Below are 26,192 nucleotides of genomic sequence, written 5' to 3'. Positions count from 1 at the left end.
TAGTCAGGCTTAGTCAGTGGAGCCGAGCGCCCGGGCGCTCTGGTACAGGCAAATAGCCGCGGCGGCGGCGACGTTCAGGCTCTCCGCTCCGCCGGACATCGGGATGCGCACCCGGTGGTCCGCCTCGCCGGCGATGTCGGCGGATAGCCCGCGTGATTCGGGGCCGAACAGCCATGCCGTCGGCATGCCCAGCAGTTGATCGGCATCGCCGAGAGACATCTCGCCGTCCACCGCGCTGGCCAGCACCTGCAACCCGGCACCCCGCAACGACGCGACGGCGGCGTGCGGATCGGCTGCGGCGACGACGGGAATGTTGAAGATGCTGCCCGCGGACGCGCGCAAACATTTGCCGTTGTAGGGGTCGACGCTGTGTCCGGCAAGAATCACGGCCGCGGCCCCCATCGCGTCGGCAATGCGGATCAGTGTGCCCGCGTTACCCGGCTCGCTGATCTCGACGGCCGTCGCGATCAGCCGCGGTGAGCGGGTCAGCACCTCATCCAGGCGGGTCGTCGGCATGTCACACACCGCGACGAGTCCCGCTGGGGTAACCGTGTCGGACAAGGCTTTTGCGGCACGTTCGGTCACCAGGTGAACTGGCGCGTCATGTGCGGTCAACCAGGTCTCATGCCGTTGCGCCGCGACCTCGGTGACAAACACCTCCCGCACCAGTCCGCGCGCCGACGCGGCCTCGACCAGGTTGGGGCCTTCGGCGAGAAAGCGATTCGCACGACGGCGGCCGACGTGGCGATGCAATTTGACCGCGGCGGCAACCCTGGCCGAGCGTTCGGTGAGCACCGGAACGCGGTGCGCCTAAGCGGCCTCTCCGGAGGGCGCGTTGACGTCTTCGGGCAGGGCCGCCCGGGCCACCTCCACGAGCGCGGTGAATGCCGTCGGATCGGTGACCGCGATATCGGCGAGGTTTTTGCGGTCTACCTCGACACCAGCGGCCTTCAGGCCTTGGATCAGCCGGTTGTAGGTGATGTCGTTGGCACGCGCCGCCGCGTTGATCCGCGAGATCCACAATTTCCGGAACTCGCCCTTGCGCGCGCGACGGTCGCGGTAGGCGTAGTTCAGCGAATGCAGCTGCTGTTCTTTGGCTTTGCGGTAGAGCCGCGACCGCTGGCCCCGATAACCTTTCGAGGCCTTCAGGACGGAGCGCCGCTTCTTGTGGGCGTTGACTGCCCGCTTTACGCGTGCCATGGATTGTTCCTACTCTCGTTCGGACTCGGACGTGCTTGGTCAGGTACCGGCGCCAGCCGGGTCGTACGGGGCGCCGGCTAACCGTTCAACAGCGAATTGACCCGCTTGGTGTCGTTGGCCGCCACCGCCGTACGGCCTTCCAGGCGCCTGGTTCGGGTCGACGGTTTGTGCTCGAGCAGATGCCGGCGGTTGGCTTTCTGCCGGACGATCTTTCCGGTACCGGTGCGCCGGAACCGCTTCGAGGCGCCGCTGTGAGTTTTGGCCTTGGGCATTTTTCCTCAGTCCTGGTGGGTTCTGGTTGGGCTAGCGAGTTAGTTCGATGAAGGTTTGATGTCGCCGCCCGCTGGTCCCTCCCCATGCCGCGCCCTGGCGCGAGTTTTCGCGCCGCGGTGGGGTGCCAGCACCATCGTCATGTTGCGCCCGTCCTGCTTGGGCGCTGTTTCGACGAATCCGTATTCGGCGACGTCGGCGCCCAGTCGCTGCAGCAACCGATAGCCCAATTCGGGCCGCGACTGCTCACGTCCGCGAAACATGATGGTGACCTTGACCTTCGATCCGGCCTCCAAAAAACGCACCACGTGGCCTTTCTTGGTTTCGTAATCGTGATCGTCGATCTTGGGCCGCAGCTTTTGTTCTTTGACGACGGTCTGCTGTTGGTTCCGGCGGGATTCGCGCGCCTTCTGCGCCGCCTCGTACTTGTACTTGCCGTAGTCCATGATCTTGCAGACCGGCGGTCTGGCATTCGGGGCAACTTCGACAAGGTCGAGATCGGCGTCCGCGGCAACGCGGAGTGCGTCTTCGATACGCACGATGCCTACCTGTTCTCCCCCTGGGCCGATCAAACGAACTTCAGGTACGCGAATGCGCTCGTTGACACGGGTCTCAGTGCTGATGTGGCCTCCCTTGTTGGCTTTCTTCCGCTGCGGCCAGGGCCCGGAGGGCCGGAAACAGCAGTGGGATACACCAGCCATCAGCAAAAAAGCCCTGCCTAAGCAGGGCCCAATGCCGACCGATCGCGGCTTGAGACAACTCCAGCCGCCTGCGCCATGCGCAGAACAGGCATTGCAAATAACGCCTGTGACCGGACCGCACAGCCTTGAAAAGGCGTTGCACCGTTTCGTGGCTAGCGGTGGGAGTGGGACTCCACTTAACTGTTCCTGGCCTTCGCCGGGATGGTCGCGGCAGCCAGTCTACAGCCAAGACCCGTCCCCTGGGCAGCGAGCCGGCCGGCGCGCCAGCCCAAGCGCGCTGAGCTGGCGCAATCCAGCACCGGGTCGCCAAGATTTTCCCGGTTTGAGGGAATATCCTCGCGATTTGTGACCATCGCAAAGCCTCGCTCGATGGAGAGCAGGCCCGTCTCCCGGTATCACTGGGTTCCCGCGGCAGCAGGCTGGACCGTCGGAGTCATCGCGACGCTGTCGCTGCTGGCGAGCATGTCGCCGCTGATTCGCTGGATCATCAAGGTTCCACGGGAGTTCATCAACAGCTACCTGTTCAACTTCCCCGACACCAGCTTCGCATGGTCGTTCGTGCTGGCCTTGCTGGCCGCAGCGCTGACGGCACGCAAACGAATTGCCTGGTTGCTGTTGCTGGGAAACATGGTGCTTGCCGCCTTCTTGAACGCCGCCGACATCGCCGCCGGCGGCAACACCGCAGCCGAGAACTTCGGTGAGAACCTCGGTTTCGCGGTCCACGTGGTCGCGATTGTGGTGCTGGTACTGGGTTATCGCGAGTTCTGGGCCAAGGTGCGCAGGGGCGCATTGTTCAAGGCGGCCGCCGTGCTGTCAGCCGGTGGAGCCATCGGAATCCTGATTTCCTGGGGCTTAGTGGAACTGTTCCCCGGATCGCTTGCGCCGCAAGACCGGCTACCCTATGTGGCCAACCGGGTGATCGGGTTCGCACTCGCCGATCCCGACCTGTTCACCGGGCGGCCGCACGTCTTCCTCAACGCCATCTTCGGCTTGTTCGGGGCTTTCGCCCTGATCGCGACCACCATCGTGCTGTTCCAGTCGCAACGCGCCGACAACGCACTGACCGGAGAAGACGAGTCGGCCATCCGCGGACTACTCGAGTTGTACGGCAACAGCGACTCACTGGGCTACTTCGCCACTCGCCGCGACAAGTCGGTGGTATTCGCACCCAGTGGCCGCGCCGCCGTCACTTACCGCGTCGAGATCGGAGTCTGTCTGGCCAGCGGCGACCCGGTGGGCGACCCCCGGGCTTGGCCGCAAGCCGTGGACGCATGGCTACGGCTGTGCCAGACCTACGGCTGGTCCCCCGGTGTCATGGGCGCCAGTTCCCAAGGGGCTCAGACATATCGCGAAGCGGGCCTGAATGCGCTGGAGCTGGGTGACGAGGCGATTCTGCGACCGGCCGACTTCAAGTTGTCCGGCCCGGAGATGCGCGGCGTGCGCCAGGCCGTCACCCGGGCGCGCAGAGCCGGGCTGACGGTGCGAATCCGCCGACACCGCGACATTTCCGCGGCGGAAATGGAGCAGACCATCGCGCGTGCTGATGCCTGGCGCGACACCGAAACCGAACGTGGCTTCTCGATGGCGCTGGGCCGCCTCGGCGACCCGGCGGACTCCGACTGTCTGCTGGTCGAGGCGCTGGACCCGGACAACCGGGTGGTGGCCATGCTGTCGCTGGTGCCGTGGGGCACCACCGGCGTCTCCCTGGACTTGATGCGTCGCTCTCCGGAATCGCCTAACGGCACCATCGAACTCATGGTCAGCGAGCTTGCGCTGCACGCTGAAAGCCTTGGCCTCAGCCGTATCTCGCTGAACTTCGCGATGTTTCGGTCCGCCTTCGAGCAGGGCGCGCAGCTGGGAGCCGGCCCCGTTGCCCGGCTGTGGCGGTGGCTGCTGATCTTCTTCTCCCGGTGGTGGCAGATCGAAACGCTCTACCGGTCCAACCAGAAGTACCAGCCCGAATGGGTGCCCCGCTACGCCTGTTACGAGGACGCACGATTGATACCCAAGGTGGGTGTCGCCTCGGTCATCGCCGAGGGCTTCCTGGTATTGCCGTTCACCCGGCGCAACAAGGCGCACACCGGCCACCACCCTGCGGTGCCGGAACGGCTGGCAGCCAGCGGGCTGTTGCATCACGACGGCTCGGCGCCGGATATCACCGAGCTACAACAGGTGGACCTCACCGACGACGAAGTTGGCCGTCGCCTGCCCGAGCAGGTCCGCGTTCGACTGAACAAATTAAAAACCTTGCGGCGCAACGGCATTGATGCCTATCCGGTAGGATGTCCGCCCAGTCACACAGTCGCACAGGCGATGAACGCGGACGACAAGGCCACGTTGTCGGTGTCCGGACGCATACTGCGGGTGCGCCATTACGGCGGTGTGTTGTTCGCGCACCTACGCGACTGGACCGGTGAAATGCAAGTGCTGCTCGATAATTCCTGCCTGCAGCTAGGCCGCGCCGCGGATTTCAACGCCACCATCGACCTCGGCGACCTGGTGGAGATGACGGGGCATATGGGCTCGAGCAAACGGGGAACCAGGTCGCTGATCGTGTCCAGCTGGCGCCTTATCGGTAAATGCCTGCGGCCCTTGCCGAACAAGTGGAAGGGGTTGACCGATCCCGAGGCCCGGGTGCGCACCCGCTATGTCGACCTGGCGGTCAATGCCGAATCCCGTGCCCTGCTCACCGCACGCAGCTTGGTACTGCGCTCCGTCCGGGACACACTCTTCGCCAAGGGCTTCATCGAAGTCGAGACTCCCGTCCTGCAGCAGGTGCACGGCGGAGCAGCCGCCAGACCGTTCGTCACGCACATCAACAGCTATTCGATGGACCTGTTCCTGCGCATAGCGCCGGAGCTATACCTCAAGCGGCTGTGCGTCGGCGGCGTGGAACGCGTATTCGAACTGGGCCGGGCCTTTCGGAACGAGGGCGTCGACTTCAGTCACAATCCTGAGTTCACTTTGCTCGAGGCGTATCAAGCACATGCCGACTACCTGGTGTGGCTGGACAGCTGTCGCGAGCTCATCCAAAACGCCGCCCAGGCCGCCAACGGTGCGCCCATCGCGATGCGGCCCACCAGCGACGGCTTGCAGCCGGTCGACATCTCCGGAGTCTGGCCGGTCAAGACGGTGCACGACGCGGTTTCCGAAGCCCTCGGTGAACTCGTCGACACCGACACGAACTTGGCGACGCTGCGCAAGCTGTCCGACGCGGCCCACGTCCCCTATCGGGCCAAGTGGGATGCCGGGGCGGTGGTGCTCGAGCTGTACGAGCATCTGGTGGAAAGCCGCACCGAGCGGCCGACGTTTTACATCGACTTCCCGACCTCGGTGTCGCCGTTGACCCGGCCGCATCGCAGCAAGCTCGGCGTCGCCGAACGGTGGGACCTGGTTGCCTGGGGCATCGAACTCGCTACCGCCTACAGCGAACTCACCGACCCGGTGGAGCAGCGGCGCCGTCTGCAGGAGCAATCCCTGTTGGCGGCCGGCGGGGATCCCGAGGCAATGGAGCTCGACGAAGACTTTCTGCAAGCCTTGGAGTACGCTATGCCGCCCACCGGAGGCCTCGGCATGGGCGTTGACCGGGTGGTCATGCTGATCACCGGACGCAGTATTCGCGAGACGCTCCCGTTTCCGTTGGCGAAGCCGCATTAAACCCGTCCCGACAGCTTCCAGCGAATACCCAGCAAATATTCAATGAACACATTCCAGCAGCGTTAACAAGCGATCACAATAGTTCTTGTGACAGCGTCGACGGCGTATGTTGCGCAACCGCTGGCCAGCGCTCATACCTCGCTGATGTACGGCTGGCTGCCGATCACGGTCCAGCTAGTGACCGCGACCGTACTGCTGCTGGCAATGGGGTCGCGCTTTCGCCAGTGGCGTCGGCTGCCGGCAGCGGTGGCCGTCGGCGGTGCGACGGCTTGCGGGACCGGCTGGTATCTCGGCCGGCTCGCCAACGATCCGGCCCCGGCAGCGCTCTGGGTCTGGGCCGGTTTGACGGGCGTGGCCGCGACGGTACTGGTCCTGGGCTGGCGCAGCGCGCGCTGGTGGGGTCGCGGCGCATCGCTGATGGCGGTGCCGCTATGTGTGCTCAGCGCGGCGTTGGCGCTCAACCTGTGGGTCGGCTATTTCCCGACCGTCCAGGCCGCGTGGAACCAGCTCACCTCGGGTCCGCTGCCCGATCAGGCGGATCCGGCCAGCGTTGCCGCGATGGCCGGCAAGGGGACACGGCCGTCGCACGGCAGCGTGGTGCCGGTCACCATTCCGTCCGCGGCATCGCACTTCAAACATCGCGGGGAGCTGGTGTACCTGCCGCCCGCCTGGTTCGCGAGTGATCCGCCCCCGCGATTGCCCGTCGTGATGATGATCGGCGGCCAGTTCAACACCCCTGCCGACTGGGCGCGAGCCGGCAACGCCGTGCAGACGGTCGACGAATTTGCCACCGCCCATGATGGCAACGCGCCGGTGCTAGTCTTCGTCGACTCCGGCGGAGCCTTCAACAACGACACCGAATGCGTCAATGGACGACGCGGCAACGCAGCCGATCATCTGACCAAAGACGTTGTGCCATATATGGTCTCGAAGTTCGGCGTCAGCTCGCAGCAGCGCAACTGGGGCATTGCGGGCTGGTCGATGGGCGGGACTTGCGCCGTGGATTTGACGGTCATGCACCCCGATCTGTTCAGCGCATTTGTCGATGTCGCCGGCGATTTCTACCCCAACGCCGGAAACAAGGCGGAAACCATCGCCAGGCTGTACGGCGGAAACGCCGACGCCTGGGCCACATTCGATCCGACGACGGTGATTATCCGGCACGGCCCGTATACCGGGGTTTCGGGTTGGTTCGCCATCTCTGTCCCCGGTCAACCGGCTTGGCGTCGGGATACCCCGATCGTCGACACCACCGCCATGCGGGTGGCCGGGCGCGATGCCGCCGCAAATCCGAGCAACCAGACGGCGGCCGCCAATGCGCTGTGCGCACTGGGCCGCACCAACGGCATTGACTGCGCGGTGGTTCCCCAACCGGGCAGGCACGACTGGCCCTTTGCGGACCAGGTGTTCGTGCGAGCGCTGCCCTGGCTGGCCGGGCAGCTGGGCACTCCGGAGGCGCCACCGATTCCATTACCGGGCACCGGCGGTGCGGCCGCGCAGGTCGTCACCGCCGGGCGGTAGTTGCCGGTGTGGTCTGTCGCGCGGGTTCGCCGGGCGGTATTCGCCCGGCACTGCAATCCCTGGAGCGCCTGGACGCGCTGGGCGAGCACGCCACTGGCGCTGGTGCCCATATGGACGCGGCGCTGGGGCCACGCCGCGGTGATCGGAGTGTGGCTGGCGATCAATCCGTTTGTCTTCGGCAAGCCGAAACACCATCGAGCATGGGCAACGCGGGCGATGTTGGGCGAGGAATTGTGGATCGCCGAGCGTCCGGCCGACGCGGCGATGCTGGTCAGCGTGCTGACATCGGCCGTTTCGCTGAGTGCGGTGATCGCCGCCCGCCGCCGTCGACTCAAGGCGGCGGTTGTCGCGACCGCGCTGCAAATGGCGCTGACCATGGTGTATTGGGCGCAGATGGTGCGTTATCGCGAGCACCGCCGACGGGCCGATGCCTTATCGCCGCAGTAACGTGGCGGCATGCCCGACGAACCACGAGCCCCCATCCCCGACTCGGCCGACGCCGGATCCGACGCCGGATACGACCCTGGATATGACGCCGGATATGACGACTCCGGGGTCCCGACCTTCGAATCCGTGCGCGAAAAGATCGAGTCCCGATACGCCGCGGCGCTCGGCGCCGCCGAACTGGACGCCGAGACATCCGAGGGCCGATCCGTCGAGGAACAGTACGAAAAGCGCCAGCGCGCGGCCGCCGAACGACTGGCCCAGATCCGGGAGTCGATGCACACCGATCAGTGACACGGCAGGCGGGTCGGGCCGCCGGATCTGATCACCGCCGTCGATGCTGGCCGACTCCGAACTTGAACCGTTGCTACGCGTTTCGGCGTTGGCAACGAATCCAGTGCCGCGGACCCGGCTCAGGCGCTGACTTTGCGCCGGCGGTTCGACCGGGGTGGCCCCGCCGGCTGCCCGGTGTCGACGACTTCGGCCAGGAATTTGCCCGTGTAGCTTTCCGGCACGGCGGCGACGTCCTCCGGAGTGCCCTGGGCGACCACGGTTCCGCCCCCCGCGCCACCCTCTGGTCCCATGTCGACGATCCAGTCCGAGGTCTTGATCACGTCCAGGTTGTGTTCGATGACGATGACCGTATTGCCCTTGTCGACCAGACCGTTGATCACCTTGAGCAGCTTGCGGATGTCCTCGAAATGCAGGCCGGTGGTGGGTTCGTCGAGGATGTAAACGGTGCGCCCGGTCGAGCGTTTCTGTAACTCGGAGGCCAGCTTGACCCGCTGCGCCTCACCGCCGGACAGCGTCGGTGCGGGCTGGCCGAGCCTGACATAGCCGAGGCCGACGTCGACGAGGGTCTGCAGGTAGCGGTGAATGCCGGTGATCGGCTCGAAGAACTGTGCCGCCTCCTCGATCGACATGTCCAGCACCTCGGAGATGGTCTTGCCCTTGTAGTGCACCTCGAGGGTCTCCCGGTTGTAGCGGGCGCCCTGGCACACCTCGCAGGGCACGTACACGTCGGGCAGGAAATTCATCTCGATCTTGATGGTGCCGTCGCCGGTGCAGGCCTCGCAGCGACCGCCCTTGACGTTGAACGAGAATCGGCCCGGTTGGTAGCCGCGGACCTTGGCCTCGGTGGTGGCGGCGAATAGGGTGCGGATCTTGTCGAACACCCCGGTGTAGGTGGCCGGGTTGGATCGCGGCGTGCGACCGATCGGCGATTGGTCCACCCGCACCAGCTTGTCCAGGTGGTCCAGTCCGGTGACCCGGGTATGGCGGCCCGGAACCTGCCGGGCCCCGTTGAGCCGGTTGGCCAATACCGCCGCCAGGATGTCGTTGACCAGCGTCGACTTGCCCGACCCGGACACCCCGGTCACCGACGTCAGCACACCGAGCGGGAAAGACACGTCGATGCCGCGCAGGTTGTGTTCGCGGGCGCCGACAACGGTGAGCTGACGCCGCGGGTCGGCAGGTCGACGGATCGCGGGAATATCTATGCTTTCCCGCCCGGACAGATAGGCTCCGGTGATCGAGTTCTCGTCGGCCAGCAGTTCGTCGTACGGTCCGCTGTGCACGATGCGGCCGCCGTGCTCGCCGGCGCCCGGCCCGATGTCGACGATCCAGTCGGCGTGGGCGATGGTGTCCTGGTCATGCTCGACAACGATCAGCGTGTTGCCCAAATCCCGTAACCGGGTGAGGGTTTCGATGAGACGACGGTTGTCGCGCTGATGTAGGCCGATGGAGGGCTCGTCGAGCACATACAGCACCCCCACCAGGCCGGAGCCAATCTGAGTGGCCAGCCGGATGCGTTGCGCCTCGCCCCCGGACAGGGTGGCCGCCGCGCGCGACAGCGACAGGTACTCGAGCCCGACGTCGAGCAGAAACCCGAGCCGCGACTGGATTTCCTTGAGCACCTGCCCCGCGATCGCCTGCTCGCGCGGACCCAGGGTGAGGCGCTGAAGAAAGTCCGCGCACTCCGCGATCGACAGTTCGCAGACCTCGGCGATCGACTTGGGGCCGAGCTCGCGTCCGGCCAGCGTCACCGCCAGAATTTCCGGCTTGAGCCGCGTGCCTTCGCATACCGGGCACGGCACGTCGCGCATGAAGCCCTCGTAGCGTTCCTTCATCTGCTCGGACTCGGTCTGCGACATCTTGCGTTCCAAGAACGCCAGCACGCCTTCGAAATCGGCGTAGTACGACCGGGTGCGTCCATACCGGTTGCGGTAGCGCACGTGCACCTGCTCGTCGCAGCCTTCCAGAATCGCCTTGCGCGCCTTGGCCGGCAGCTTGCGCCACGGAGTGTCGACGTCGAAACCCATCGCCTCGCCCAGCCCGGCCAGCATTCGGGTGAAGTACTCCGCGGTGTGGCCCGTCGACCACGGGGCGACCGCGCCCTCGGCCAGGGTGCGTTCCGGGTCGGGCACCACCAGGTCCGGGTCGACCTCTTTGCGGATGCCCAGACCGCTGCATTCGGAGCAGGCCCCGTAGGGCGAGTTGAACGAGAACGACCGCGGTTCCAGGTCGTCCACGGCCAGGGCATGCCCGTTGGGGCAGGCGAGTTTCTCGGAGAACCGCTGCTCACGGTGCGGCGCGCCCGGTTCGTGGTCGGGGAACTCCAGCACCACGATGCCGTCAGCCAAGTTCAGCGCGGTCTCCACCGAATCGGTGAGCCGCTGCTTGGCGGCGGCTTTGACGGTGAGGCGATCCACCACCACCTCGATGTCATGCTTTTCCTGCTTCTTCAGCTTCGGCGGATCGGTCAAAGAATGCACGACACCGTCGACCCGGACGCGGCTGTAGCCCTGGGCGTTCAGCTTGTCGAACAGGTCGGCGAACTCGCCCTTACGGGTGCGCACCACCGGTGCCAGCACCAGAAAGCGGGTGCCCTCCGCCATGGCCAGCACCTGGTCGACGATTTGCTGGGGCGTCTGGCGCGCGATCCGCTCCCCGCAGACCGGACAGTGCGGCGTGCCGGCACGGGCGTACAGCAACCGCAGGTAGTCGTACACCTCGGTGATCGTGCCGACCGTCGACCGGGGGTTGCGGTTGGTGGACTTCTGGTCGATGGATACCGCCGGAGACAGCCCCTCGATGAAGTCGACGTCCGGCTTGTCCATCTGCCCGAGGAACTGGCGGGCATAGGCCGACAGGGATTCCACGTAGCGCCGCTGGCCCTCGGCGAAGATGGTGTCGAAGGCCAGCGACGATTTACCGGATCCGGACAGTCCGGTGAAAACGATCATCGCGTCGCGGGGCAGGTCGAGATCGACACTGCGCAGGTTGTGTTCGCGCGCACCCTTGACGATCAGGCGCTCAGCCACCCAGGCCCTTTCACTGACGGATTCCTTCTAGAGACGGAGTTCGTTCCCATGCTATGTGCCCGTACCGACAAGCATTCGGGGACCAGTAAGGTGACGCCTATGACCTGCGCCGACAACGTTAATGCCGGGGCAGCCGCGATAGTCGCGGGTACCACCGCTTGCTGGGGAGAGTGGCGCACATGACCACCGTCGATGATGACTACACCGGACACGTCGACCCGGGGACCGCGGCCCGACGCACGCTGCCGGGCGCGACCATCCTCAAGGCGTCGGTGGGGCCCGTGGACAACAACGCCTACCTGGTGACGTGCGCTGCGACCGGCGAAACGCTACTGATCGACGCCGCCAATGACGCCGACGTCCTCATCGACCTGATCCGGCGGTATGCGCCGAAAGTTTCGTTGATCGTCACCAGTCATCAGCACTTCGACCATTGGCAGGCACTGCAGGCGGTGGCCGAAGCCACCGGTGCCCCGACCGCCGCCCACCAAATCGACGCCGAACCGCTGCCGGTCAAGCCCGATCGCTTCCTGGCCAACGGCGACACCGTCCAGATCGGCGAGCTGACGTTCGATGTCATCCACTTGCGCGGGCACACACCGGGATCGGTCGCGCTGGCGCTCGAGGGATCCGCGACCGGCGGGGTCACCCAGTTGTTCACCGGCGACTGCCTGTTTCCCGGTGGAGTCGGCAAAACCTGGCAGCCCGGCGATTTCACCCAGCTGCTCACCGACGTCACCACCCGGGTATTCGACGTGTACGCCGACTCCACCGTCATCTACCCCGGCCACGGTGACGACACCGTGCTGGGCATCGAACGCCCCCACCTTCAGGAGTGGCGCGCCCGCGGCTGGTGAACGACGCATCGCGGTGACATAGGGCAGAACAAGGCCGGAAGGCAGCGGCGGTAGGGGACCTTGTTCCCTCGTCGGCGACCCCGGCGGCGGCGCACAATCGGCACGAAGCCCGGCGTGCAGTGAGGTTAGTGCCGGTCGCGGCGCGAAGGAATGGAGCTCCGACGATGTGGGCACCGTCATCTGTCCCGTTCTCCGTGTGGCGCAAGATCGCCATGGCCACCTGGCGCCCCAGAAAGGACCCGATCATCTGGGCGACGGCCGACATCGACGCTTCGCGGCTGCTGGACTACATCGCCCGGGTTCGCGAGGCCACCGGCCAGCATGTCACCCCCGTGGATCTGGTAGGCCGGGCGGCGGGCAAAGTCGTCGAAGCGCTGCCCGGCCTCAACGGTCGCGTGGTGTTCGGCAGCTTTCTGCCATCCCCGACGATCGACTGCTTTTTCGTCGTGTCGCTGCGAACAGACGTGGTGACGGGAGTCGAAGCGGCCAGGACGGATCTATCCGGCGCCGTCGTGCGTCGCATCAATGAGAAGCCGCCCTGGGTCATCGCCAAAGAACTGGCTGATCGTGCCGCACGGATCCGCCACAACGAAGATCCACAGTTCAAACAAGCCAAGGCCATGGTCAAAGGCCTCCCGCCGCTGCTGCTACGCCCGGTGATGGATGCGATCGCGTTCGTTACCGAAAGTCTCCAGCTGCCCCTGCCCTTCCTCGGGCTCGAGGCCCGTCCCTACGGTTCGATACTCGTCAGCAACGTGGGCACCTACGGCCTGGACACCGCCGCCGCTCCCTGGCCGACGTTTTGCCACGTGCCGTTCGGGATCCTGATCGGCGCGGTGACCGACAAGGTGCTCGCCGAAGACGGTCAACCGGTGGTACGCCCGGTGCTGCCGCTGACGATCGGTCTGGACCACCGGTTCGTCGACGGTTACCAGGCGGCGACGATGGCCCACGTATTTCGCCAGTATCTGGACGATCCCGCCGCGTTCGACCCGGTCCCCCGCCCTGCGCCGCCGCGCAAGACGCGCCGGTCGCCCGTCCAGTCGAATGGGAAGCGGCCGGCGATGGCTTAGCCAGGCTTAGGCGCCCTGTTCGCCGACAGCAGGACTACAGCAGGACTACCGGTGAAAATGCGCCGAACGGAAATCCGGTCGCCGCAGCACCCAGCAGGCTAGGTGGTGTGCACGATGAGCACGTCGACCTTGGCCCGACGCGAGACGTTGGCCGGCACCGAACCCAGCAACCGCCCCGCGATTGTGCTCAGGCCGACGTTGCCGACCACCAGGAGGTCGGCCTTCGCTTCTTCGGCGAGGGTGACCAGCGCGTCGACCGGCGCGCCCACGATAGCGCGTTCCTCGACGTTCTTCGCGCCGGCGTTGTGCGCCCGCTCCTTGGCGTCGTGCAGGATCTCGTAGATCGGGGCGGTGCCCGTCACCTTGTAGCTTTCGTCCTTCAGGACGTCGGCGGCTCGGGCGTCCTCGTGTTGAGGCAGGTACGCCGACGCGATGATCAACATGGCATCGGCCCCGGCGATCTGCGCGGCCCGGTCCACTGCCCGCATCGACGAGTCCGAGCCGTCGGTTCCTACCACCACGGTCCGATAGGCGCCCATTTACCCTCCCAGTGTCGGTTGCTACGCCAACCCCAGACAGTATCGCGTTGGTTGATCTAGATAGGTCAGATTAACCACACCGCGACGGCGTGGCGCAATCCGTGTTTTGCCGGGGCCCGCGCAGCCGGCGAACACCAGTGGCTGACGACAACGCAATCAGGAGCTTAGGTGCGTACCGAAAATGCTTGTGGCACAAGATGTTCCGCTAGATGTGGCGATCAGACGGGGTGGCCCTGGCGGCGGTGCGCCCCGATGCCCGGGCCGGGTGGCGGTACGACGGCTGGTGACCGGAATCATCGCCGGCGACCTACAGTGACAGGCATCATGTCTGCACCGACACTCGATCAGGACGCGGCGCCGCTGGCGGGCGAGGCTGCGCGCTCGCAGGCCCGTGGCCGGCGCCTCGACCCCTGGGCGATCGCTCTGCTGGCGACGGTTGTGAGCGGAGCCTGGGCCAGTCGGCCGTCGCTGTGGTTCGACGAGGGTGCGACGATCTCGGCTTCGGCGCGGCGCACCCTGCCGGAGTTGTGGAACCTGCTGGGCCATATCGATGCCGTACACGGCCTGTACTACTTGCTGATGCACGGCTGGTTCGCGATCTTTCCGCCCACCGAGTTCTGGTCGCGGGTTCCCAGCAGCCTGGCCATCGGGGCCGCCGCCGCCGGCGTCGTCGTGTTCGCCAAGCAGTTTTCCGGCCGCAGCACCGCAGTGTGTGCGGGAGCGGTCTTTGCCATCCTGCCGCGGGTGACCTGGGCGGGCATCGAGGCCCGCTCCTCGGCACTGTCGGTGACGGCCGCGGTGTGGCTGACGGTGCTGCTGGTCAGCGCGGTGCGGCGTAACAAGCCATGGCTGTGGCTGCTGTATGCGCTGGGGTTGATGCTGTCGATCCTGGTCAGCATCAACTTGGGACTGCTGGTGCCGGTGTACGCCGTGCTGCTGCCACTGCTGGTCCCGGCGCACTCGCGGAAAGCGCCCGCCATCTGGTGGGCGGTCGCCTCAGCGGCCGCGGTCGGGGCCATGACGCCCTTCGTCCTGTTCGCCCACGGACAGGTGTGGCAGGTCGGGTGGATCTCGGGGCTGAACCGAAACCTCTTCCTCGACGTGGTGCATCGCCAGTACTTCGACCACAGTGTGCCGTTCGCCATCTTGTCCGGCGTGGTCGTCGTCGCCGCCGTCGTGCTGCGGTTGGCCGGCGCGCCGGGGCCCGGGCAGGGCACCCGACCGCTGCTGCTTGCCGGCGTGGCCTGGGTCGTCGTTCCCACCGCTGTCGTCCTGATCTACTCGGCGAGCGTCGAACCCATCTACTACCCGCGCTACCTGATCCTGACCGCCCCCGGGGCGGCGGTCATCCTGGCCATTTGCATCGTCACCGTCGCGCGCAAGCCCTGGCTCATCGCCGGGGCGGTGGCGGTCTTCGCCGTCGCCGCGTTCCCGAACTATTACTTCACCCAACGCGGGCCCTACGCCAAGGAGGGCTGGGATTACAGCCAGGTGGCCGACGTCATCAGTGCCCATGCCGCGCCCGGTGATTGCCTGCTGGTGGACAACACCGTGCCGTGGCGACCGGGGCCGATCCGGGCGCTGCTGGCCACCCGACCGGCGGCGTTCCGGTCGTTGGTCGACGTCGAACGCGGCGCCTACGGGCCCAAGGTCGGCACGCTGTGGGACGGCCACGTCGCGGTGTGGCTGACGACCGCCAAGATCAACAAATGCACGACGCTGTGGACGATCACCAACCGCGACAAGTCATTGCCGGATCATCAAGTGGGACAACGCTTGTCGCCAGGAACAGCGTTCGGGCGCACGCCGGTGTACCAGTTTCCCGGCTACCTGGGCTTCCACATCGTCGAACGGTGGCAGTTCCACTACTCGCAGGTCGTCAAATCAACCCGGTGAACGACGTTGGCGCTGGGTCGCGCGGTAGGAGGCAACGAGCCCGAGGGCGGCCAGCGCGGTGAAGACCGCGAACAACCAGCGAGCGGCCGCCACTTCGCCCCCCTCGGTCGTGTTGACCACGACACCGGCCAGGCCGGCGCCGAAGGCCGCCGAGATCAGCTGCACGATGTTGATGGCGGCCGCGGCGGCGCCGCTCTCGGCCCGATCGTCGACGGAATCCATCGCCCACGCGGACAGATGCGGCCAGGCGATCCCGATCCCGGTCCCGGTGATCAGCAACGCCAGCGCCCACAGCGCGATCACCCCGAGGGGCGCATCGACACGCTGGGTGACGGCGCCCAGCGCCAACCCCGACGCCATCACCAACGGCGCTGCCGCCACCACATGCCCGATCACCCGGGTGTTGTTCACCGATGCGCTGACGATCTCGCTGGCCGTCCAGCCCACCGCCAGTGACGCACCGAGGAATCCGGCGGCCACCGGCGTGAGGTTGCCTAACCGCTGACCGAACAGTGGCACATAGGTGGTCACCATCGCGGCGACCATTTGCACCGACATGGTCAGATAGATCCATTTCAACGGTCCAGGGCCAAACACGCTGTGCGGCAACACTGCTACGTGCATCCGCCAGTCGACGATCACAAAGATCCCGATCAGCAGCACAGCGGCGGCGAGCAGCCCGGCGGTCTGCACCAGGTAGCGCGGGAGTTCGGCGACACTGACCGCCAGGGCGGCAGCGCCCATCAACAACACCGACCACACCGGCACCTTGTGCGCGGCGGTCACCGGCTGCCCACCGCTTGCACCGGCCCGGCTGCTCAGCACCGCCAGCACCAACACGGCCATCAGCCCGGACGTCACCGCCATCGCAGCGAACGCCCACCGCCACAACCCGAACTGCGCGAAAAGTCCGCCCGCGGCCGGCCCGACCAGCGTCGCCACCCCCCACATCGCCGACACCAGCGCCGAGCCGCGAGTCCACAGCCGATGCGGCAGCGCGGCGTTGATCAGCGCGTAGCCCAGTCCAGCCAGCAGTCCGCCGGCCACCCCCTGCAGGGTGCGTCCGGCGACCAGGGTCTCCATATTGGGCGCGGCCGCGCACAACAGGCTCGCGACGCCGAAGACGGTCAGCCCCATCAGATACGAGGTGCGGGCGCCGACCCGCAGCAGCATCGGGTTGACCGACGTCGCCGCCACCACCGAACCCACCAGATACAGGGTCGTCACCCAGGCATACAGCCGGCTGCCACCGATTTCGGCGATGGTGCTCGGAAGGAGGCTGACGGTCAGGAACTCGTTGGTGGCGTACAGCGCGACGCCGCCGGACAGCATGGTGGCCGTCCCCAAGTGCCTGCTCAGCAGTTCGCGCCAGCTGCCGGTCTCGCTCGCCGTGTCGGTCACAGCTACACCGTAGGCACCGCGTGCGAGTCACTTGAGCCCGGCAGCGTCCATCCCACGCAATTCCTTTTTCAGGTCGGCGATCTCGTCGCGGAACCGGGCGGCCAGCTCGAACTGCAGGTCGCGCGCGGCGGCCATCATCTGCTCGGTGAGGTCCTTGATCAGGTCGGCCAGCTCGGCGCGGGGCATGTTCGAGGTGTCGCGGCCCTCGAAGACCCCCGCGCTAACCGCGCGGCCGGGCTCGCCCTGCGCCCGACGGCCCCGGGACATGCTGCGCCCGGAGCCGATCTCGACAGTTTCCGAATCGTCAGCCTCCCGATAAACCTGGTCGAGGATGTCGGCGATCTTCTTGCGCAGTGGCTGCGGGTCGATCCCGTTGGCTTCGTTGTAGGCGATCTGCTTGGCCCGGCGCCGCTCGGTCTCGTCGATGGCCTCTTTCATCGAGTCGGTGATCTTGTCCGCATACATGTGCACCTCGCCGGAGACGTTGCGCGCGGCGCGCCCGATCGTTTGGATCAGGCTGCGCGTCGACCGCAGAAAGCCCTCCTTGTCGGCGTCGAGGATCGACACCAGCGACACCTCGGGCAGGTCCAGGCCCTCGCGCAACAGATTGATGCCGACCAGCACGTCGTAGTCGCCCAGCCTGAGTTGCCGGAGCAGCTCGACGCGGCGCAACGTGTCGACCTCGGAATGCAGGTAGCGCACCCGAATACCCATCTCCAGCAGGTAGTCGGTGAGGTCTTCGGCCATCTTCTTGGTCAGTGTCGTCACCAACACCCGCTGGTCGGCATCGGCGCGTTTGCGGATCTCCCCGATGAGATCGTCGATCTGACCCTTAGTCGGCTTGACCACGACCTTCGGGTCCACCAGGCCGGTCGGCCGGATCACCTGCTCGACGAACTCGCCACCGGTTTGGCTGAGCTCGTACGGTCCCGGCGTGGCCGACAGATACACCGTCTGCCCGATGCGGGTGGCGAACTCCTCCCAGGTCAGCGGCCGGTTGTCGCACGCCGACGGCAGCCGGAACCCGTATTCGACCAGATTGCGCTTGCGCGAGATATCGCCCTCGTACATGCCGCCGATCTGCGGCACGGTGACGTGCGACTCGTCGATGACGAGCAGAAAATCCTCCGGGAAGTAGTCCAGCAACGTCGCCGGCGGTGAGCCCGGTCCCCGGGCATCTATATGTCTCGAGTAATTTTCGATGCCCGAGCAGAACCCGACCTGCCGCATCATCTCGATGTCGTAGTTGGTGCGCATTCGTAGCCGCTGGGCTTCCAGCAGCTTGCCCTGCCCCTCCAATTCGGCGAGCCGCTCGGCCAGCTCCTCCTCGATGGTGGAGATCGCGTGCGCCATCCGCTCGGGCCCGGCCACGTAGTGAGTGGCCGGGAAGATCCGCAGCGAGTCGACCTGGCGGATCACCTCACCGGTTAGCGGGTGCAGGTAATACAGCGCCTCGATTTCGTCGCCGAAGAACTCGATACGAACCGCCAGCTCCTCGTAGGAGGGGATGATCTCCACGGTGTCGCCGCGCACCCGGAACGAACCGCGGGTGAAGGACAGGTCGTTGCGGGTGTACTGCACGTCGACCAGCAGCCGCAACAGCCCGTCGCGCGGCACCTCGCTGCCGACCCGCAGCTCGACCGAGCGGTCCAGGTAGGACTGCGGGGTGCCCAGGCCGTAGATGCAGGACACCGAGGCCACCACCACCACGTCACGCCGCGACAGCAGCGCCGACGTGGCGGAGTGGCGCAACCGCTCCACGTCGTCGTTGATCGAGCTGTCCTTTTCGATGTAGGTGTCGGTCTGTGCGATGTACGCCTCCGGCTGGTAGTAGTCGTAATACGACACGAAGTACTCAACAGCGTTGTGCGGCAACATCTCTCGTAGCTCGTTCGCTATCTGGGCGGCCAGCGTCTTGTTGGGTTCCATGACCAGGGTGGGCCGCTGCAGGCGCTCGATGAGCCACGCGGTGGTGGCCGACTTTCCGGTGCCGGTGGCACCGAGGAGCACCACGTCACGCTCCCCCGCGTTGATCCGGCGCTCCAGCTCGTCGATGGCGGCCGGCTGGTCGCCGGCCGGCGCATGCGGGCTGACCACCTCGAAGCGCGCGCCGGTGCGCACCAACCCTTCCACGTCCTCTGCGGCTGGGCGGTATTCGGAATGGGCAACTACTGGGTGCTCGGTGGCAAAAGCCATGTCATCAGGGTAGAACGAGGCACCGACACGTCTTAGCTGTGGCGGATCTCGACCACTTGTCGGGTCGTATCCGAGCAGGTAGCCGGCAGACACCGGGACGACGCGGCGCTGCGACGCCGGACTTGTCCCCTGTGGAACATCCCGCTTGCGCCGATAACGGACGGCCCCGGCCGGTAGGGTGGCCTCATCCACCCACCCAAGCATGAGACGTTCGACCTGGTGGCCCGCACCAATACCGATCCCAAAGGCATTGTGCGGGCCGTCGATGAGTACGCCGTGCATCCATGGGGGCTCTATCTGGCCCGGCCCACCCCGGGCCGTGCCCAGTTCCATTACCTCGAATCCTGGCTGCTGCCGTCATTCGGGTTGCGCGCCACCGTCTTTCACTTCAACCCTGGCCACGAACGCGACTACGACCACTACCTCGACGTGGGTGAATACACGCCCGGCGCCGCAGTGTGGCGTTCTGAAGATCACTACCTCGACATCGAGGTCCGCACCGGACGCGGAGCCAGATTGGCCGACGTGGATGAACTGCTGGATGCGGTCCGCCACGGATTGTTGCCCGCCGAGGTCGCTGAGCAGGCACTGCAGCGGGCGGTGACCGCCGTCGACGGCCTAGCCCGCCATGACTACGACCTGGTGCGCTGGTTGGCCGCCTACGGCATGGCCCTCACCTGGCGCTCGGGTTGATCGCCGGCCGCTGCGGGTCATTGCGGCCATCGCGGGTATCCGTGTCGTATGCAACTGACCGGATACCGGCGCATAGGGCTACCCGGCGCCATCACCGTGCGCCGCGGCGTACCAGGAGGACGGTACCGCCAGCGCGGCCATCTTCGGTTCCACCTGCACGGCCGGACACTGTGGCGCGGCTACGCGCTCACCCGGATCCGCGAGGGCGAGGACGAGACCTGGCTCCTGACCAAACGCAACGACGCCGTTCCGCACGGCGACGCCGGCGCACGGCCCAAACTCGGGCTGAGCCAACCCGAATCGGTGCTATCCGGCGCCAAGTTGGACAACTCGTCGTGACGGATTTCGCCAAACGTGCGATCCGCTGGGTGACCCGCACACCGGGCGTATCGTCATCGATATGAGTTCCACCACGCAGAAATGGTCTACGATCGCCGCCGTGACGGCCGTCGCGGTCGGCTCACAACTAGACCCCGCGACCGCGCTGGCCGACCTCCACAACGTCACCTACATCGCCAGGATCGACGGTGTCGCACCCGGTAGTCAGGCCACCTTCGTGCTCAACGACGGCCAGACATCCACCGCCCCGCTGAGCCCGATGCCCGGCAACGTGTTCGAGGCCAACGAGGTACTGGCCGATCCGCAGCAGGCAGGGATGCAGGTGTCGCTGCACTGGCCCTACTCGGCGAATGTCCACTGCGAAATCGACGTCGACGACAACGTCGCCACCCAAGTCGACCAGTTCGTCAGGCCGAAGCCGGGCAACAGTGATCCCCTGAGCGGGGTACTGCAGTGCGGCGCCCCGCTGCCCGGCACCTGACCCGCGGCGTTACGGGCGCCAGCCGACGGAATCGGCCCAGTCCCACGCCCGCCGGTAAGCGTCGAGAAACCACGGCTCTTTGGCCGTCACGTAGTGCGCGATGTCGCCGGCCCCTGATGCCGCGCTCTGCTCGGCGGCCCGCTTGAGCGACAGGTAGTCGGCCCGCACACCGGGGTTGGCCCGTAGCCAGTCCACGAATAACAGCGCGAACTGCTGATTGGGCCAACCGTCCACCCGGATATGTACGTTCGTCGGCCGCCCCGGATCTGCGGAAGCGTGAAAGCGCTTGTGCCACAACGTAGCATCCGAAGTGTGGTCGAAGTGGTCCACGGTGCTGCGCGCATCGGCTTTGGCGACGTCCCGGGTGATGTGCTCCAGACGCGGATAACCGGCGGACAGTAACGACTCGGTGAGTTCGTCGGCCGCTGCCAGTGATTCGACGGTGATCTGGATGTCGATGACGTCCTTGGCGCAGTAGTCCGGCACGGCGGTGGACCCGATGTGGTCCACTCGCAGCGCCCGGTGGCCGGCGGCCATCCTGAGCCGGTTGACGATGCGGCGGGCCTGGTCCGGCCAACTCGGATCGGCCGGCACCAGCCGTGCCGGGGGGCGGACGATCCGACGCTCGCTGAGGTTGTGGGCGAACGGCAGTATCCGGTTGTACCAGACGTCGCGGGCCCGCTCGACCAAAGCGTCCACGCTGCCCGAGTTGTCCAGCCAGACATCGGCGACTTCACGGCGCTGCTCGTCGGTGGCCTGCGCGGCGATCCGGGCGCGGGCGTCCGCTTCGGACATCCCGCGTTGCTCGACCAGCCGTGCCACCCGGTGTTCGGCGTCGGCGTGCACGATCACCACCAGCGGGAACAGCGGCGCCATCCCCGATTCGACCAGCAGCGGAATGTCTTCGACGACCACCGCATCCTGCGCCACCGCCGCGATGATCTCGGCGCGGCGGCGGGCCACCAGCGGATGAACGATCCCGTTGAGTTTCGTCCGCGCCTCGTCATCGCGAAACGCCTTGGCGGCCAACGCCGGTCGATCCAGCGCCCCGCTAGGCAGCAGAATGTCGTCGCCGAAGGCGTCGACCAGTGCCGCAAGTCCCTCGGTGCCCGGCTCGACTACCTCGCGGGCCAGTACATCCCCGTCGACGATGATTCCACCGCACTGCGCGAACGTGGTGGACAGCACCGACTTGCCGGCGCCGATGCCGCCGGTGAGTCCGATGCGCAGCATCGGCGACTAAGCGTTGCCGGCGAGTTTTTCCCGCAGCGCGGCCAGCTGGGCGTCGCTGGCCAGTGACCCGCCCGCGGCCTTCTCGGTCGATGCCGGGCTGCCCGAGGGCTGCTCGCCACCACCGTGGCCGGCCGCCTCGGCCGCGGCGAACTTCTCCATCTGCGCGGTATGCATCTTGTGCCGCCGCTCGGCCTCGGCGTAGCGCGCTTCCCATTCGGTGCGCTGCGCGTCGAATCCTTCCATCCATTCGTTGGTGTCGGGATCGAAGCCCTCGGGGAAGATGTAGTTGCCCTGCTCGTCGTAGCTGTCGGCCATCCCGTACTTCGCCGGGTCGAACTCCTCGGTGTAGTCCTCGTTGGCCTGCTTGAGTGACAACGAAATCCGGCGACGCTCCAGGTCGATGTCGATGACCTTGACCATCGCGTCGTCGCCGACGGCAACCACCTGGTCGGGCACCTCGACGTGGCGCTCGGCCAGCTCCGAAATGTGCACCAGCCCTTCGATGCCCTCCTCGACGCGAACGAACGCGCCGAACGGCACCAGCTTGGTGACCTTGCCCGGCACGATCTGCCCGATCGCGTGGGTACGCGCGAAGTGGCGCCACGGGTCTTCCTGAGTTGCCTTGAGCGACAACGAAACCCGCTCGCGATCCATATCCACGTCGAGCACCTCGACGGTGACCTCGTCGCCCACCTGAACCACCTCGGACGGGTGGTCGATGTGCTTCCAGGACAGCTCGGAGACGTGCACCAGACCGTCCACACCGCCGAGGTCGACGAAGGCGCCGAAGTTGACGATCGAGGAGACCACGCCCTTGCGGATGGTGCCCTTCTGCAGGTTGTTGAGGAACTCGCTGCGCACCTCGGACTGAGTCTGCTCCAGCCAGGCCCGCCGCGACAGGACCACGTTGTTGCGGTTCTTGTCCAGCTCGATGATCTTGGCTTCGATCTCCTTGCCGATGTACGGCTGCAGGTCGCGGACCCGGCGCATCTCGACCAGCGACGCCGGCAGGAAGCCGCGCAGCCCGATGTCGAGGATCAGGCCGCCCTTGACGACCTCGATGACGGTGCCCTTGACGGCCTCGTCCTTCTCCTTGAGCGCCTCGATGGTGCCCCAGGCGCGCTCGTACTGGGCGCGCTTCTTGGACAGGATCAGCCGGCCCTCTTTGTCCTCCTTGGTGAGCACCAGGGCCTCGACCTTGTCGCCGACGGAAACGACCTCGTTTGGGTCGACATCGTGCTTGATGGACAGTTCGCGGGCGGGGATGACCCCTTCGGTTTTGTAGCCGATGTCGAGGAGCACCTCGTCCCGGTCCACTTTGACGATGGTGCCTTCCACGATGTCGCCATCGTTGAAGTACTTGATCGTTTTGTCTATTGCTGCGAGGAAGTCCTCGGAAGAGCCAATGTCGTTTACGGCTACTTGCGGCGAGGTGACGGCGGGACTCGGCATATTGTTGGGTTGCTCCGGACAGGGTCGGTCGTAGGGACTGGGACGTTGAATTGTTGGTATGACCCGCCATCGAGCACCGACGGGCATCTGTCGAGGCTACTCGACGGTGTACATGCTGGACAAACCGCACCATCCGTCGCGTGTGTAACGCCACGGCGAACTTCAGCGCGATTTTCCGCCGCCACGTTACACTCGGCGCTCGATTGCCTCTCAGTGAGCCGCGGCATCCCAGCTGCGCCCGAAGCCCACCGACACGTCCAACGGAACATCCAGCGGGTAGGCGCCGCCCATCTTCTCGCGCACCAGCGCCTCGACCTGCTCGCGTTCGCCCGGCGCGATTTCGAACAGCAATTCGTCGTGCACCTGAAGCAACATGCGCGACGCCAGGCCGGCCTCGGTGAGCGCCTTGTCCACCTCGATCATCGCCACCTTGATGATGTCGGCCGCGCTGCCCTGGATCGGCGCGTTGAGCGCCGCCCGCTCGGCGGCCTCACGCACCTGGCGATTGCTGCTGTCCAGCTCGGGCAGATAGCGCCGGCGGCCCAGAACGGTCGAGGTGTAGCCGTCCTTGCGGGCCTGCTCGACGACGGCGTGCAGGTAGTCGCGGACCCCGCCGAACCGGGCGAAGTACTGGTCCATCTGGACCTTCGCCTCCTCGGTGGAGATCTTCAGCTGGGTGGACAGCCCATAGGCGCTCAACCCGTAGGCCAGCCCGTACGACATCGCCTTGACCCGGCGGCGCAGGTCGGCGGTCACTTCGTCGATGGGCACGCCGAACGCCCGGGACGCCACGAATGAGTGCAGATCCTCCCCGGTATTGAAGGCTTCGATGAGGCCTTCGTCCCGGGACAGATGCGCCATGATCCGCATCTCGATCTGGCTGTAGTCGGCGGTCATCAGTTCGCTGTAGCCGGCGCCCACCACGAAAGCGTCGCGGATCTGGCGTCCGGCGTCGGTGCGGATCGGAATGTTCTGCAGGTTCGGCTCGGTAGACGAAAGCCGGCCGGTGGCCGCGATCGTCTGGTTGAACGTGGTGTGAATCCGGCCGTCGGAGGCCACCGCGCTCAGCAGCCCGTCGACGGTCACCTTCAGGCGGGTGACGTCGCGGTGCGCCAGCAGATGCTGCAGAAAAGGGTGCCCGGTCTTCTCAAAAAGACCCTGCAGCGCGTCCGCGTCGGTGGTGTAGCCCGTCTTGGTCCGCTTGGTCTTCGGCATGCCGAGTTCGTCGAACAGCACCACCTGCAGCTGCTTGGGTGAGCCGAGGTTGATCTGCTTGCCGATGACGGCGTATGCGGCCTCGGCGGCATCGCGGATCTGGTCGGCGAATTGGCTTCGCAGTTCGGCCAGCATGGGCATGTCGACGGCGATCCCGGCGCGCTCCATCTCGGCCAGCACCCGCTGCACCGGCAGCTCCATCTCGGCCAGCAAGGCGGTGGAGTCGATGCGGGCCAGTTCGGCGTCCAGGGCTTCGGCCAGGTCCACCACGGCCCGGGCGCGCAGAATAGCCGTCTGGACCGCCTGGTCGTCCACTCCCTCGATGTCGTCGAGCAGTGAAAGCTGTTGCTGCTCAGGGGTTTCCGCCCGCAGCTCACGACGCAGGTAACGCAGCGAAAGGTCGTCGAGGGTGAAGCTGCGCTGTCCCGGCCGCACCAGGTAGGCCGCCAGCGCGGTGTCGGAGGTGACGCCGTCCAGCGTCCAGCCGCGGCCGGCGAGGTCGTGAATGGCCATCTTGGCTTCATGCAGCGCCTTGGGTTTGGCGGGGTCGGCCAGCCAGGCCGCCAGCGCGGCGTCGTCGTCGGGAGTCACGGTGGAAGTGTCGACGTAGCCGCCATCCCCGTCGGCGGCGGCGATCGCCAGCGCGGTTGCGTCCCCGCCGTACGGCAGATGAGTGCCCACCACCGTCAGGCCGGAGCGACGTCCATCGCTGGCGTGCTCGGTCAGCCACTGCGCGACCGTGCCCGGCTCGAGCGCACCACCGCGAACGTCGAACCCCTCCTCGACCTCGGGTACCCGCCCCCCAGCAGCGGCCAGGGTGTCGAACAGCCGGTCGCGCAGCACCCGAAATTCCAAGTCGTCGAAGAGCCGGTGGATGTGGTCGCGGTCCCAGGGCTGCAGCCGTAGCGTGTCCGGGGTTTGGGCCAGCGGCACGTCGCGGACCAGGTCGGTGAGTTCGCGGTTGCGCACCACGCTGGCCAGGTTGGCGCGCAGCGCGTCGCCGACCTTGCCGCGCACCGAGTCGACGTTGTCGACCAGCCCCTGCAGCGAGCCGTATTCGGCGATCCACTTGGTCGCGGTCTTCTCCCCCACCCCGGGAATGCCGGGCAGGTTGTCGCTGGGGTCGCCGCGCAGCGCGGCGAAGTCCGGGTACTGCGCCGGGGTGAGCCCGTATTTTTCGACGACGGCCTCGGGGGTGAAGCGAGTCAGTTCGCTGACGCCTTTGCGCGGGTAGAGCACCGTCACGTCGTCGCTGACCAGTTGTAGCGAGTCGCGGTCGCCGGTGACGACCAGCACCCGATACCCCTCCTTCTCGGCCTGAGTGGCCAGCGTCGCGATGATGTCGTCGGCCTCGAATCCCGGTTCGGCGAGGACAGTTATGCCCAGCGCGCCCAGAACTTCCTTGGTGATGTCGATCTGGCCGTGAAATTCGTCCGGAGTCGATGACCGGTTGGCCTTGTACTCGGGGTAACGCTCGGAGCGGAAGGTCTGGCGGGAGACGTCAAACGCCGCGGCGATGTGCGTCGGGGCTTCGTCGCGCAGCAGGTTGATCAGCATGGCGGTGAAGCCGTAGACCGCGTTGGTGGTCAGCCCGCCGCGGGTCTTGAAGTTCTCCGCGGGCAGTGCGTAGAACGCCCGAAATGCCAGTGAGTTGCCATCCAGCAACATCAACGTCGGCTTGGCCTGATCCTCACTGGCGGT

21 protein-coding genes are annotated in these 26,192 nt (G+C 66.3%); 10 read left to right on the top strand and 11 right to left on the bottom strand.

Annotated features, from left to right (window positions below):
- Positions 1 to 9: 9 nt before the first annotated feature.
- From AWC07_RS04550 to infC, 4 genes are all read right to left on the bottom strand, one after another.
- Positions 10 to 795 carry a TrmH family RNA methyltransferase gene (locus AWC07_RS04550; RefSeq protein WP_036412580.1) on the bottom strand — a complete coding sequence of 262 codons (786 nt, stop codon included), beginning with the start codon at positions 793 to 795 and terminating at the stop codon, positions 10 to 12.
- A 15-nt stretch (positions 796 to 810) separates the two neighbouring features.
- A complete protein-coding gene (rplT, locus tag AWC07_RS04545; protein ID WP_036412581.1) occupies positions 811 to 1,200 on the bottom strand; it encodes a 50S ribosomal protein L20 in 390 nt (129 codons plus the stop codon).
- Positions 1,201 to 1,277: 77 nt separating this feature from the next.
- A complete protein-coding gene (rpmI, locus tag AWC07_RS04540; RefSeq protein WP_023373729.1) occupies positions 1,278 to 1,472 on the bottom strand; it encodes a 50S ribosomal protein L35 in 195 nt (64 codons plus the stop codon).
- A 39-nt stretch (positions 1,473 to 1,511) separates the two neighbouring features.
- The gene (gene infC / locus AWC07_RS04535; RefSeq protein ID WP_080674289.1) at positions 1,512 to 2,093 is read right to left on the bottom strand and encodes a translation initiation factor IF-3; all 582 of its coding nucleotides are present in this window, start codon (positions 2,091 to 2,093) and stop codon (positions 1,512 to 1,514) included.
- A gap of 447 nt (positions 2,094 to 2,540) precedes the next feature.
- Between infC and lysX the strand changes: the two genes are divergently transcribed.
- The 4 genes from lysX (at position 2,541) to AWC07_RS04515 (ending at position 8,087) form a co-directional block, all read left to right on the top strand.
- Positions 2,541 to 5,828: a bifunctional lysylphosphatidylglycerol synthetase/lysine--tRNA ligase LysX gene (gene lysX / locus AWC07_RS04530; RefSeq protein WP_208622359.1), complete on the top strand. Its 3,288-nt coding sequence runs from the start codon at positions 2,541 to 2,543 to the stop codon at positions 5,826 to 5,828.
- A gap of 144 nt (positions 5,829 to 5,972) precedes the next feature.
- Positions 5,973 to 7,349 carry an alpha/beta hydrolase gene (locus AWC07_RS04525; RefSeq protein ID WP_084293597.1) on the top strand — a complete coding sequence of 459 codons (1,377 nt, stop codon included), beginning with the start codon at positions 5,973 to 5,975 and terminating at the stop codon, positions 7,347 to 7,349.
- Positions 7,350 to 7,355: 6 nt separating this feature from the next.
- On the top strand, positions 7,356 to 7,796 hold the full coding sequence (locus tag AWC07_RS04520) for a DUF6653 family protein (protein WP_036415311.1): 441 nt from the start codon (positions 7,356 to 7,358) through the stop codon (positions 7,794 to 7,796).
- A gap of 9 nt (positions 7,797 to 7,805) precedes the next feature.
- Entirely contained in the window at positions 7,806 to 8,087 is a 282-nt protein-coding gene (locus AWC07_RS04515; protein ID WP_036415276.1) for a PspA/IM30 family protein, read from the top strand.
- Between the two features lie 119 nt (positions 8,088 to 8,206).
- Here the strand turns inward: AWC07_RS04515 and uvrA are convergent, their stop codons facing one another.
- The gene (uvrA, locus tag AWC07_RS04510; RefSeq protein WP_036415278.1) at positions 8,207 to 11,116 is read right to left on the bottom strand and encodes an excinuclease ABC subunit UvrA; all 2,910 of its coding nucleotides are present in this window, start codon (positions 11,114 to 11,116) and stop codon (positions 8,207 to 8,209) included.
- 179 nt (positions 11,117 to 11,295) lie between these two features.
- Here uvrA and AWC07_RS04505 point away from each other — a divergent pair, with 179 nt between their 5' ends.
- A complete protein-coding gene (locus AWC07_RS04505; protein ID WP_036415280.1) occupies positions 11,296 to 11,973 on the top strand; it encodes an MBL fold metallo-hydrolase in 678 nt (225 codons plus the stop codon).
- A gap of 164 nt (positions 11,974 to 12,137) precedes the next feature.
- On the top strand, positions 12,138 to 13,046 hold the full coding sequence (locus AWC07_RS04500; RefSeq protein ID WP_084293595.1) for a 2-oxo acid dehydrogenase subunit E2: 909 nt from the start codon (positions 12,138 to 12,140) through the stop codon (positions 13,044 to 13,046).
- Positions 13,047 to 13,144: 98 nt separating this feature from the next.
- Here the strand turns inward: AWC07_RS04500 and AWC07_RS04495 are convergent, their stop codons facing one another.
- Positions 13,145 to 13,585: a universal stress protein gene (locus tag AWC07_RS04495; RefSeq protein WP_036415284.1), complete on the bottom strand. Its 441-nt coding sequence runs from the start codon at positions 13,583 to 13,585 to the stop codon at positions 13,145 to 13,147.
- Between the two features lie 252 nt (positions 13,586 to 13,837).
- Here AWC07_RS04495 and AWC07_RS04490 point away from each other — a divergent pair, with 252 nt between their 5' ends.
- On the top strand, positions 13,838 to 15,481 hold the full coding sequence (locus tag AWC07_RS04490; RefSeq protein ID WP_208622353.1) for a mannosyltransferase: 1,644 nt from the start codon (positions 13,838 to 13,840) through the stop codon (positions 15,479 to 15,481).
- Here the strand turns inward: AWC07_RS04490 and AWC07_RS04485 are convergent.
- Positions 15,470 to 16,882, bottom strand: coding sequence for an MFS transporter (locus tag AWC07_RS04485; protein ID WP_036415288.1), 1,413 nt, complete (start codon positions 16,880 to 16,882; stop codon positions 15,470 to 15,472). The two genes, AWC07_RS04490 and AWC07_RS04485, sit on opposite strands and share 12 nt — an antisense overlap.
- 27 nt (positions 16,883 to 16,909) lie before the next feature.
- Positions 16,910 to 19,078 (bottom strand): excinuclease ABC subunit UvrB, encoded by a 2,169-nt coding sequence (uvrB, locus tag AWC07_RS04480; RefSeq protein WP_036415291.1) that lies wholly within the window; start codon positions 19,076 to 19,078, stop codon positions 16,910 to 16,912.
- A gap of 252 nt (positions 19,079 to 19,330) precedes the next feature.
- Here uvrB and AWC07_RS04475 point away from each other — a divergent pair, with 252 nt between their 5' ends.
- The 3 genes from AWC07_RS04475 (at position 19,331) to AWC07_RS04465 (ending at position 20,591) form a co-directional block, all read left to right on the top strand.
- Positions 19,331 to 19,771, top strand: coding sequence for a ribonuclease FAU-1 family protein (locus AWC07_RS04475; RefSeq protein WP_036415314.1), 441 nt, complete (start codon positions 19,331 to 19,333; stop codon positions 19,769 to 19,771).
- A gap of 48 nt (positions 19,772 to 19,819) precedes the next feature.
- Positions 19,820 to 20,110, top strand: a complete 291-nt coding sequence (locus AWC07_RS28400) for a hypothetical protein (protein ID WP_036415294.1) — start codon at positions 19,820 to 19,822, stop codon at positions 20,108 to 20,110.
- Positions 20,111 to 20,171: 61 nt separating this feature from the next.
- Positions 20,172 to 20,591 carry a hypothetical protein gene (locus AWC07_RS04465; protein ID WP_036415297.1) on the top strand — a complete coding sequence of 140 codons (420 nt, stop codon included), beginning with the start codon at positions 20,172 to 20,174 and terminating at the stop codon, positions 20,589 to 20,591.
- A 9-nt stretch (positions 20,592 to 20,600) separates the two neighbouring features.
- Here AWC07_RS04465 and coaE read toward each other — a convergent pair whose 3' ends face one another.
- The 3 genes from coaE to polA form a co-directional block, all read right to left on the bottom strand.
- Positions 20,601 to 21,824, bottom strand: coding sequence for a dephospho-CoA kinase (gene coaE, locus AWC07_RS04460; RefSeq protein WP_036415300.1), 1,224 nt, complete (start codon positions 21,822 to 21,824; stop codon positions 20,601 to 20,603).
- Between the two features lie 6 nt (positions 21,825 to 21,830).
- Entirely contained in the window at positions 21,831 to 23,276 is a 1,446-nt protein-coding gene (gene rpsA, locus AWC07_RS04455; RefSeq protein ID WP_036415302.1) for a 30S ribosomal protein S1, read from the bottom strand.
- A 210-nt stretch (positions 23,277 to 23,486) separates the two neighbouring features.
- The gene (gene polA, locus AWC07_RS04450) at positions 23,487 to 26,159 is read right to left on the bottom strand and encodes a DNA polymerase I (RefSeq protein ID WP_139829536.1); all 2,673 of its coding nucleotides are present in this window, start codon (positions 26,157 to 26,159) and stop codon (positions 23,487 to 23,489) included.
- Positions 26,160 to 26,192: the final 33 nt, after the last annotated feature.

Origin of the sequence: Mycobacterium gastri (genome assembly GCF_002102175.1) — a bacterium.
Lineage (GTDB): Bacteria > Actinomycetota > Actinomycetes > Mycobacteriales > Mycobacteriaceae > Mycobacterium > Mycobacterium gastri.
This window is presented reverse-complemented; position numbering and strand designations above follow the sequence as displayed.